The 10,445-nt window shown below is 71.2% G+C and carries 9 protein-coding genes and 1 pseudogene; 6 read left to right on the top strand and 4 right to left on the bottom strand.

Translation table 11 applies throughout. The annotated features are described in order from the left end of the window. The first annotated feature begins 99 nt into the window (after positions 1 to 99). From RIM90_RS27635 to RIM90_RS27625, 3 genes are all read left to right on the top strand, one after another. Positions 100 to 663 carry a TetR/AcrR family transcriptional regulator gene (locus RIM90_RS27635; RefSeq protein ID WP_309063474.1) on the top strand — a complete coding sequence of 188 codons (564 nt, stop codon included), beginning with the start codon at positions 100 to 102 and terminating at the stop codon, positions 661 to 663. 80 nt (positions 664 to 743) lie between these two features. Continuing rightward, the gene (locus tag RIM90_RS27630; protein WP_309063473.1) at positions 744 to 983 is read left to right on the top strand and encodes a heavy-metal-associated domain-containing protein; all 240 of its coding nucleotides are present in this window, start codon (positions 744 to 746) and stop codon (positions 981 to 983) included. A 134-nt stretch (positions 984 to 1,117) separates the two neighbouring features. Next, positions 1,118 to 3,385: a heavy metal translocating P-type ATPase gene (locus tag RIM90_RS27625; RefSeq protein WP_309063472.1), complete on the top strand. Its 2,268-nt coding sequence runs from the start codon at positions 1,118 to 1,120 to the stop codon at positions 3,383 to 3,385. Between the two features lie 594 nt (positions 3,386 to 3,979). Here the strand turns inward: RIM90_RS27625 and RIM90_RS27620 are convergent. The 3 genes from RIM90_RS27620 to RIM90_RS27610 all read right to left on the bottom strand — a co-directional run bounded on the left by RIM90_RS27620 (position 3,980) and on the right by RIM90_RS27610 (position 8,025). Beyond that, positions 3,980 to 5,269: a citrate synthase gene (locus RIM90_RS27620; protein ID WP_309063471.1), complete on the bottom strand. Its 1,290-nt coding sequence runs from the start codon at positions 5,267 to 5,269 to the stop codon at positions 3,980 to 3,982. Between the two features lie 178 nt (positions 5,270 to 5,447). Beyond that, positions 5,448 to 7,793, bottom strand: a complete 2,346-nt coding sequence (locus RIM90_RS27615; protein WP_309063470.1) for an ATP-dependent RecD-like DNA helicase — start codon at positions 7,791 to 7,793, stop codon at positions 5,448 to 5,450. Positions 7,794 to 7,824: 31 nt separating this feature from the next. Next, a complete protein-coding gene (locus RIM90_RS27610) occupies positions 7,825 to 8,025 on the bottom strand; it encodes a hypothetical protein (protein ID WP_309063469.1) in 201 nt (66 codons plus the stop codon). Between the two features lie 621 nt (positions 8,026 to 8,646). Here RIM90_RS27610 and RIM90_RS27605 point away from each other — a divergent pair. Beyond that, on the top strand, positions 8,647 to 8,907 hold the full coding sequence (locus RIM90_RS27605) for a hypothetical protein (protein ID WP_309063468.1): 261 nt from the start codon (positions 8,647 to 8,649) through the stop codon (positions 8,905 to 8,907). Between the two features lie 12 nt (positions 8,908 to 8,919). After that, positions 8,920 to 9,459, top strand: a complete 540-nt coding sequence (locus RIM90_RS27600) for a hypothetical protein (protein WP_309063467.1) — start codon at positions 8,920 to 8,922, stop codon at positions 9,457 to 9,459. 164 nt (positions 9,460 to 9,623) lie between these two features. Here the strand turns inward: RIM90_RS27600 and RIM90_RS27595 are convergent. Beyond that, positions 9,624 to 9,923, bottom strand: a pseudogene (locus tag RIM90_RS27595) (Scr1 family TA system antitoxin-like transcriptional regulator); the annotation flags it as partial. Positions 9,924 to 9,974: 51 nt separating this feature from the next. Here RIM90_RS27595 and RIM90_RS27590 point away from each other — a divergent pair. Then, positions 9,975 to 10,445: SMP-30/gluconolactonase/LRE family protein (locus tag RIM90_RS27590; RefSeq protein ID WP_309063466.1), on the top strand; the 471-nt coding region annotated here is incomplete at its 3' end.

Genomic DNA, 10,445 nt, shown 5'->3' with positions numbered 1-10,445 from the left:
TCCGGGGAGTCCGGGACGTCCGGGGAGCCCGGGACGTCCGGGAGGCAGCGGGCGGCCGACGAGCGGCCCGTCCGCCGTCAGGCGCGCGGCGAGCGCCGCATCGCCCAGCTGCTCGAGGCCGCCGCCTCCGTCTTCTGCTCGACCGGCTACACGGCCGCCAGCACCAACGCCATCGCCCGCGAGGCGGGCGTCTCACCGGGCACGCTGTACCAGTTCTTCCCCAACAAGGAAGCGATCGCGATCGAGCTCGGCAGCCGGCTGATGCACGAGATGCGGGAGGCCTACGGCGAGGCCCTCGCTCCGGTCGACCCCACCACCCCCCTCGAGGACGCCATCGCGGCGGCCGTCGACCGGTTCATCGACTTCAACTGCCGCCACCCGGTCTTCTTCACCCTGATGCACGGCCCGGACATCCCCGGCCGCATGGCCGAGGAGCACGACGCGCTGCACGCCACCCTGATCACCCGGGTCGAGACCCTCCTCACCCCGTTCCTGCCGGACACGCCGGCCGCCGACGTGCGCCGCACCGCCCAGGTGTGCGTGGGGATCTACAAGGCCGGACTGGAACTGGTCCTCGCCCACGAGGGCGCCGAGCGCGAGGCGTACGTCCGGGAACTGAAGAACGTCCTCGTCCGCTACCTCGACCCGCTGGTCGTGGATTAATACCCCCTAGGGGTATAATCTGGAGTGCGTGGCCCCCGAGGGCCCCCTCAACCCCGTACGCCTCGACGAGGAGCAACGCCATGACTTCCCCGACCGACACCCAGGGTTCCGTCACCGCCGTCTACAAGGTGAGCGGGATGAGCTGCGGTCACTGCGAAGGCGCCGTCTCCGGCGAGATCTCCGAGATCCCCGGCGTCAGCTCGGTGAAGGCGATCGCCGCCACCGGCGAGGTGACCGTCGTCTCCGCGGCCCCGCTCGACGAGGCGGCGGTGCGCGCCGCCGTCGACGAGGCCGGCTTCGAACTCGTCGGCAAGGCCTGAGACGGGACCGGGACACCGCACGGCGTGCACCGGGCCGTACCGGCCACCCGTTCCCCGCGGTCCGGCGCGCCGCCGGCCCCGGAGTCCCGGACCCCCTCCTTCCCGGCTTTCCCGGCCTTCCTGGAGTGACGGACGTGACCAGCAGCACCACCACCGCCGCCGAGGCCGCGACCGGCGGGCAGCCGGCGGTCGCGGAGGTCGAGCTGCTCATCGGCGGGATGACCTGCGCCTCCTGCGCGGCCCGCGTCGAGAAGAAGCTCAACCGCATGGACGGCGTCACCGCCACGGTGAACTACGCGACGGAGAAGGCCCGGATCACCTACCCGCCGGGCGTCGGGGTCGCCGACCTGATCGCCACCGTGGTGAGGACCGGCTACACCGCCGAGGAGCCCCCGCCCCCGGCGGAGGAACCACCCGCCCCGCAGGACGGGCCGTCCGCCGCGCGGGAGGACCCCGAGTCGGCCGCCCTGCGCCGGCGCCTGACCGTCTCCGCGCTCCTCGCCCTCCCCGTCGTCCTGCTGGCGATGGTCCCGCCCCTGCAGTTCGACAACTGGCAGTGGCTCTCGCTCACCCTCGCCGCGCCCGTCGTGGTCTGGGGCGCGCTGCCCTTCCACCGGGCCGCCTGGACCAACCTCCGGCACGGCGCGGCCACCATGGACACGCTGGTCTCCGTCGGCACGCTCGCCGCGTTCGGCTGGTCCCTGTGGGCGCTGTTCCTCGGCGACGCGGGCATGCCCGGGATGCGGCACCCCTTCGAACTCACCGTCTCCCGCACCGACGGCGCCTCCGCCGTCTACCTCGAGGTCGCCGCCGGTGTCACCGCCTTCATCCTGCTCGGCCGCCATCTGGAGGCCCGCTCCAAGCGCCGCGCGGGAGCGGCCCTGCGGGCGCTGATGGAGCTGGGCGCCAAGGACGTGGCCGTGCTGCGCGAGGGGCGCGAGGTGCGGGTCCCGGCGGAGCGGCTGACCGTCGGCGACCGGTTCGTCGTACGGCCCGGGGAGAAGATCGCCACCGACGGCACGGTGGTGGAGGGCTCCTCCGCCGTGGACGCGTCCATGCTGACCGGCGAGTCCGTCCCCGTCGACGTCACCGTCGGCGACACCGTCACCGGCGCCACGGTCAACGCGGGCGGCCGGCTCGTCGTCGAGGCGACCCGCGTCGGCGCCGACACCCGGCTCGCGCGGATGGCGAAGCTGGTCGAGGACGCGCAGAACGGCAAGGCCCGGGTGCAGCGGCTGGCCGACCGGATCGCCGGGGTCTTCGTCCCCGTGGTGCTGCTGATCGCGGCCGGCACCTTCGGGGGGTGGCTGGGCGCCACGGGCGACACGGTGGCCGCGTTCACCGCCGCCGTGGCCGTCCTGATCATCGCCTGCCCCTGCGCCCTGGGGCTCGCCACCCCGACCGCGCTGATGGTCGGCACCGGGCGCGGCGCGCAGCTCGGCATCCTCATCAAGGGCCCGGAGGTGCTGGAGTCCACCCGCCGCGTCGACACCGTCGTCCTGGACAAGACCGGCACCGTCACCACCGGACGCATGACCCTGCAGGAGGTGTACGTCGCCGAGGGCGCCGACGAGAAGCAGGTGCTGCGGCTCGCCGGTGCCCTGGAGCACGCCTCCGAACACCCCGTCGCCCGGGCGGTCGCCGCCGGTGCGGAGGAACGCGTCGGGACGCTGCCGGCCGTCGAGTCCTTCGAGAACGTTCCCGGCCGGGGCGTGCGCGGGCGCGTGGAGGGCCACGAGGTGGCCGTGGGGCGGCTCTTCGATGACCTGCCGCCGGAGCTGGCCCGCGCGGGGCAGGAGGCCGAGAGCGGCGGGCGCACGGCCGTCGTGGTCGGCTGGGACGGGGTGGCACGCGGCGTCCTCGCCGTCGCCGACGCGGTCAAGGAGACCAGCGCCGAGGCGGTGCGCGAGCTGCGCGCCCTGGGGCTCGCCCCGGTGCTGCTGACCGGTGACAACCGGACGGTGGCCCAGGCGGTGGCCGAGGCCGTGGGCGTCGACGAGGTGATCGCCGGGGTGCTGCCCGAGGACAAGGCCGACGTCGTGCGGCGGCTGCAGGCCGAGGGGCGCGTCGTCGCCATGGTGGGTGACGGCGTCAACGACGCGGCCGCGCTCGCCGTCGCCGATCTGGGCCTCGCCCTGGGCACCGGCACGGACGCGGCGATCGAGGCGGGCGACCTGACCCTGGTCCGCGGTGACCTGCGGGTGGCCGCGGACGCGATCCGGTTGTCCCGCAGGACCCTCGCCACGATCAAGGGCAACCTCGTGTGGGCCTTCGGCTACAACGTCGCCGCGCTGCCGCTGGCCGCGGCCGGGCTGCTGAACCCGATGATCGCCGGTGCGGCGATGGCCTTCTCCTCGGTCTTCGTGGTGACGAACAGCCTGCGGCTGCGGTCATTTCATTGAGGTCTCACGTTGGGGCGTACCCCTGGAGTCCGGTACGACCCTCACATAAGCTCTTCACAAGGCTCGCGCATCATCCTTACGCTTGAGTCCCGTGAGTGACACCTGGGCTCTTGCGTACCTAACGGACATATGCAAGAGACGCAGATCACAGTGATCCGAACGTAACCATCGAAGGGGTTCGAAGGTCTAAGTTGGCGATGTCGGGCAGCGTCTTGGGGGGCGCTTCCTGGCATCTGGGGATGTCTTGGGGGACTTTCCCAGAGATTGCGTTGCCGGGGCACGTACCCGCCGGGGAGCTTTGAGCGGCCCTCCCGAACGTGCGCTGTCCCGGCAGACCGCACACCGTACGAGTGGCGGCCGGGGGCGACCCGTCCGTGCGCTCACACAGCGATTCAGGCGCTGTCCTCACAGACGCCCGGCCGGATCCCGTGGGGGGAATCCGCACCGGGACATGGGAAGGCGCCCTGGTCGTCGGCCCGTGGGGGGACCGGCGCACCGGGGCGCCTTCTGCTGTCCGCGACCGCCCGCCACCACGCACGAAGGTCCCGCACCCGGCGAGCGGATGCGGGACCCCGTGAGAGGCGAGGCTGCGGCTCAGCGCTCCTCGACCGGGACGAAGTCGCGCTCGACCACGCCCGTGTAGATCTGGCGCGGGCGGCCGATGCGGGAGCCCGGCTCCTTGATCATCTCGTGCCACTGGGCGATCCAGCCCGGAAGGCGGCCGAGGGCGAACAGGACCGTGAACATCTCGGTCGGGAAGCCCATGGCCCGGTAGATCAGACCGGTGTAGAAGTCGACGTTCGGGTAGAGGCTGCGCGAGACGAAGTAGTCGTCGGAGAGCGCGTGCTCCTCCAGCTTCAGCGCGATGTCCAGCAGCTCGTCGGACTTGCCGAGGGCGGACAGCACCTCGTGCGCGGCAGCCTTGATGATCTTGGCGCGCGGGTCGAAGTTCTTGTAGACCCGGTGGCCGAAGCCCATCAGGCGGACGCCGTCCTCCTTGTTCTTCACCTTGCGGATGAAGGAGTCGACGTCGCCGCCGGAGTCGCGGATGCCCTCCAGCATCTCCAGCACCGACTGGTTGGCGCCGCCGTGCAGCGGTCCCCACAGCGCGTTGATGCCGGCGGAGATCGAGGCGAACATGTTCGCCTGCGAGGAGCCGACCAGGCGGACCGTGGAGGTCGAGCAGTTCTGCTCGTGGTCCGCGTGCAGGATGAGCAGCTTGTCCAGCGCGGAGACCACGACCGGGTCGAGCTCGTACTCCTGGGCGGGCACCGAGAAGGTCATGCGCAGGAAGTTCTCGACGTAGCCCAGGTCGTTGCGCGGGTAGACGAACGGGTGGCCGATCGACTTCTTGTAGGCGTAGGCCGCGATCGTGGGCAGCTTGGCGAGCAGCCGGATCGTGGAGAGGTCGCGCTGCGTCTCGTCGAACGGGTTGTGGCTGTCCTGGTAGAAGGTGGACAGCGCCGAGACGACCGACGACAGCATGGCCATCGGGTGGGCGTCGCGCGGGAAGCCCTTGTAGAAGTTCTTGACGTCCTCGTGCAGCAGGGTGTGCTGCGTGATGTCGTTCTTGAACGCGGTGAGCTGGTCGACCGTCGGCAGCTCGCCGTTGATCAGCAGGTAGGCGACCTCCAGGAAGGTGGAGCGCTCGGCCAGCTGCTCGATGGGGTAGCCGCGGTACCGGAGGATGCCGGCCTCGCCGTCCAGGTAGGTGATCGCGGATTTGTAGGCGGCGGTGTTGCCGTAGCCGCTGTCCAGCGTCACCAGACCGGTCTGAGCGCGGAGCTTTCCGATGTCGAAGCCCTTGTCACCGACGGTGCTGTCGACCACCGGGTAGGTGTACTCGCCGCCGTCGTACCGCAGTACTACAGAGTTGTCGCTCACGTCTTCCCTCACCGACGTTGTGCCTCATCTTCGAGGTGCCCTGACTGTCTCTACCATCCCCCACTTGGCTCAGGAGAGTGCACTCGGGGTCGACCATCGGGCCTATTGGCGGCACTCAGTGCCGCCAACTTGCCCATCCTGCCCCCTCTGTCCGTCATCCGGAAGGGCTCTGTGACCTTCACGACTCATTTGATCGATCATTTTTTGGTGACGGACCGCTCACAGCGGCGGCCCCGGCACCGGAGAGGCGTGCGTCGGGGGTCCGGGAACCGGCGAGGCGGAAGTCCAGGGCCGTGCACCGGCGGCCTGCCGAGACCGTGCGCACCGCCTGTCCGATCGCCTTGCGGGAACCGACGAGGACGACCAGCCGCTTGGCCCGCGTGACCGCCGTGTAGAGCAGATTGCGCTGGAGCATCATCCAGGCGCCCGTGGTCACCGGGATGACGACCGCCGGGTACTCGCTGCCCTGGGAACGGTGGATGGTCACGGCGTAGGCGTGCGCCAGCTCGTCCAGCTCGTCGAACTCGTACGGCACCTCCTCGTCCTCGTCGGTCAGCACCGTCAGGCGCTGGTCGACCGGGTCGAGCGAAGTGACCACGCCCACGGTGCCGTTGAAGACCCCGTTCTTCCCCTTTTCGTAATTGTTGCGGATCTGGGTCACCTTGTCGCCGACGCGGAAGACCCGGCCGCCGAACCGCTTCTCCGCGAGGTCCGGGCGGCCGGGGGTGATGGCCTGCTGGAGCAGCCCGTTCAGGGTGCCCGCGCCGGCCGGGCCCCGGTGCATGGGCGCGAGGACCTGCACGTCACGGCGCGGGTCGAGGCCGAACTTGGCGGGGATGCGCCGGGCCGCGACGTCCACCGTGAGCCGGCCGGCCTCCTCGGTGTCGTCCTCGACGAAGAGGAAGAAGTCCTTCATGCCGTCGGTGACCGGGTGCTGTCCCGCGTTGATCCGGTGCGCGTTGGTCACCACGCCCGACTGCTGGGCCTGGCGGAAGACCCGGGTGAGGCGGACGGCGGGGATCGGCCCGCCGTCGGCCAGCAGGTCCCGCAGGACCTCGCCGGCGCCGACGCTGGGCAGCTGGTCGACGTCGCCGACGAAGAGCAGGTGGGCGCCCGGGGGTACCGCCTTGACCAGCTTGTTGGCGAGCAGCAGGTCCAGCATGGAGGCCTCGTCGACCACCACCAGGTCGGCGTCCAGCGGGCGGTCCCGGTCGTAGGCGGCGTCGCCGCCGGGCTTGAGTTCCAGCAGGCGGTGGACGGTGGAGGCCTCGGCGCCGGTCAGCTCGGCCAGGCGCTTGGCGGCGCGGCCGGTCGGGGCGGCCAGCACCACCTTGGCCCTCCTGGCCCGGGCCAGCTCCACGATCGAGCGGACCGTGAAGGACTTGCCGCAGCCGGGGCCGCCGGTGAGCACCGCGACCTTCTCGGTGAGCGCGAGCTTCACGGCCGCCTCCTGCTCGGGGGCGAGGTCGGCTCCCGTCCGCCCCTTCAGCCAGGTCAGCGCCTTGTCCCAGGCCACGTCACGGAAGCCCGGCATCCGGTCCTCGTCGGCGCGCAGGAGGCGCAGCAGCTGGGCGGAGAGGGAGAGCTCGGCGCGGTGGAAGGGGACCAGGTAGACGGCCGTGACCGGGTCGCCGCCGTCCGGGCCCGGCACCTTCTCGCGGACGACGCCGGGGTCGGCGCCGTCCTCCGGGGGCTCGGCCAGCTCCGCGAGGCACTCGATGACCAGGCCGGTGTCGACCTGGAGGAGCTTGACCGCGTCCGCGATGAGCCGTTCCTCGGGGAGGAAGCAGTGGCCCTGGTCGGCGGACTGGGACAGGGCGTACTGCAGGCCCGCCTTCACCCGCTCCGGGCTGTCGTGCGGGATGCCCACGGACCGGGCGATCTTGTCGGCGGTGAGGAAGCCGATGCCCCAGACGTCGGCGGCCAGCCGGTAGGGCTGGTTCTTCACGACGGAGATGGAGGCGTCGCCGTACTTCTTGTAGATGCGCACCGCGATGGACGTGGAGACCTCGACGGTCTGGAGGAAGAGCATGACCTCCTTGATCGCCTTCTGCTCCTCCCAGGCGTCGGCGATCCTCTTCGTGCGCTTGGGGCCGAGGCCGGGGACCTCGATCAGCCGCTCGGGCTCCTCCTCGATGATCTTCAGCGTGTCCAGGCCGAAGTGCTGGGTGATGCGGTCGGCGAAGACCGGGCCGATGCCCTTGACCAGGCCCGAGCCGAGATAGCGGCGGATGCCCTGGACCGTGGCCGGCAGGACGGTCGTGTAGTTCTCCACGTGGAACTGCTTGCCGTACTGCGGGTGGGAGCCCCAGCGGCCCTCCATCCGCAGGGACTCCCCAACCTGGGCGCCGAGCAGCGCGCCGACGACCGTGAGGAGGTCGCCGGCGCCCCGGCCGGTGTCGACGCGCGCGACCGTGTAGCCGTTCTCCTCGTTGGCGTACGTGATGCGTTCCAGGACGCCTTCGAGCACGGCGAGGCGCCGTTCGCCGGTGGAGTTCGTGGGATTCCCCGCCTGGTTGGACATGGGTCCGACGGTACCGCCCGGCACCGACAGCTCATCCGGCCCGTGACGCCAGGTGGTCGATCACCCTCTGGAGGTCCCCCGACGGCGAGGATTCCACCCACTCGCCGTCCTCGAGGGCCAGGCATACGTGGCCGGGTGCCCAGCAGTACGCCTGCCCCGCCTCATACGTCTCCTCCCCCGATTCCGTACGCATGCGCAGCCGCCCCTCGAACAGGTGCCCCAGTGCGGGCACGCGTCACCCGGCGGGCCCTCCACCGCCGGGCCCAGGTCGGTGCCCTCGGGCAACCGCGCGTGTCCGACCGGCATTCCGCCGCCGATCGGCTTGATCCGCAGTTCCACGCCGCCGCCCCGACGGCGACGGGTGTCTCCTCCCGGGCGGCCGAGGTCATGACCGCTCCGTTTCCGGCCCGCCGACGGCGACCTGGACGACGCCGCTCCGTCCCTTCCAGCCTGGCTCCGAACGAAGCCACCTGCGGCTCCTGGGGCCGGGCGCCGCGCGCGGGCCCGGTAGGGGGGCCCGCCAGGGCGGCCCCTGCCACGGCCGGCGCCCTGTCCGCCCCGGGGCCACCGCGCAGACGGTCTCGGCGGCCCCGGCCGGCCTGGCCGTACGTTCCCGGGCACGCTGCCGGGTCTCGACGCCGTCGTGGCCGCCGCCCGCACCGAAGCAGGGCGAACAGCCCTGCCGGTACTGCGGCGATCCGGACACCGAACGGTGGGGACGGCACCGCTCTCACGGGACCGCGCGCCCGCGCCGGAAGGGGCGATTCCCTTTCCGTGACGCCCTGTTGGCCGCCTGACGTCCGGAACGCGGGGTATCCGGGAATCCCAAGCCGACCATCGCGAGGAATGATCCATGACACAGCCGGAGACATCCCGATCGTCCGGGCTCGGTGATCTCGAACCCGGCACCAGACAACGCGCCCAGCTGTCCGTCCGCATCGCCGACATCGCGTGGAGCACGCTGTGCGTCGTGGTGGCCCTGTGGGCCCTCTGGAGCTCCCTGGGCGCCCTGCGCGGAACAGCGACGTGGGGATACTGCGCCGTGACCTGGATCCTGCTGGCCGTGGCTCTGACGGTGCGGGTTCTCACCGTGCGCCGCAGGGCACGGAAGTGAACGGAGGCGCGCGTGGAACGCCTCAACTCCTACCTGGGAAAACACCTGTGGGCGCAGATCGTTCTGACCCTTCTGGTCGCGAGCGCCGTGAGCATGCTGCTGTTCCCGGGGCGCTCGTTCGGAACGGTCCTGGTGCGCACGGCCGTCTTCTCGGCCGGAGGCATCGCCATCATGATCGCCATGCGGCGCAAGGAGGAACGCGCCGCCGGCGGTTCGGCGGACAGGCTCGTGACGCTGGAGCGGAAGCTGCGCAAGGGAGACGTCCCCACGGATCCGCGGGAGCGCCGGGCCATGCGTGACCTGGTCGAACAGCGCCTGCACCGCACACGCCACCGTGTGACGGCACAGGTCTTCCTGGTCGTCCTCTTCTGCGCCGTCGTGACGGCGGTGGCTGCGACATCGGGTCCGCGGCAGACCGTCGGCGTGGCCGTGTTCAGCGGAGTCTTCCTGAGCTGGCTCGTCTTCTACGGCAACCGCCAGCACCGTCTGCTGCGCACGATGCGGGACGCCCTCGCTTCCGAGACCCCCGGTGCCTCCGACCGGTCACACTGAGGGACGGCCGGCTTCAGGACGAGGTGGAGGCCCCGTTCGTGCGGTGTCCTCGGCCTACGGGCGGGGCCTCGAAGGGTCACCGTTCCCTTGACGGCTTCTTGAGTGCTTCGACGAGGGCGGTGAAGGCGGTGATCGGGAGGGTGAGGGTGCGTTCGGTCGGCGCCTTCGTGCGGGATGACGCGGACCGTGATGTTGTCCGCTTCGGAACGTTCCACGAGCGTGGCGAGTTGCGCCCGGGAGGCGGCACGATCGCCGACCCTGGTGCGCAGGGCCGCCTCGTGGATCACCAACTCGTACGGAACGGCGAGACCCTGTCCCGCCATCCGGCGGCGAACGCGCCGTTCGAGTTCTTCCGGGGTGAGTCCGGGGACTCCGGCGGAGAAGACGGCCCGAGCGCAGTCCTCCGTCTGCAGCAGGCCCGGTACGTGGAGAATGGCGACATCGCGCCGGAACGAGGCGTGGTGGTTCGGTAGGGAACAGATTCGGTCTTCGTCCCGACAGAGAGGGCGGCCCCCATGCCCGGCGAGCACCCCGAGTTGTACGAGATCCTCGACGAGCGGTTCCGCACCGGCCGGTGCGCCGCCGGTGACTCCCGGCTGGAAAAGCTCTACGACGGCTGCCGCTGGGCCGAGGGACCGCTCTACGTCCCGGCCGGGCGGTACGTCGTCTGGAGCGACATTCCCAACGACCGCCTCCTGCGCTGGGACGAGACCACCGGCACGGTCGGCGTCTTCCGCTCGCCCGCCGGTCACCCCAACGGCAACACCCTGGACACCGCGGGCCGCCTCGTCACCTGTGAGCAGGGCAACCGCCGCGTCACCCGCACCGAGCACGACGGCACGATCACCGTGCTCGCCGACCGCTTCCAGGGCAAGCGGCTCAACAGCCCGAACGACGCCGCCGTGAAGTCCGACGGCTCGATCTGGTTCTCCGACCCCGACTTCGGGATCGTCTCCGACTACGAGGGCCACCGCGCCGAGAGCGAG

Source organism: Streptomyces sp. (genome assembly GCF_031181555.1).
Classification (GTDB): Bacteria; Actinomycetota; Actinomycetes; order Streptomycetales; family Streptomycetaceae; genus Streptomyces; species Streptomyces fimbriatus.
This window is presented reverse-complemented; position numbering and strand designations above follow the sequence as displayed.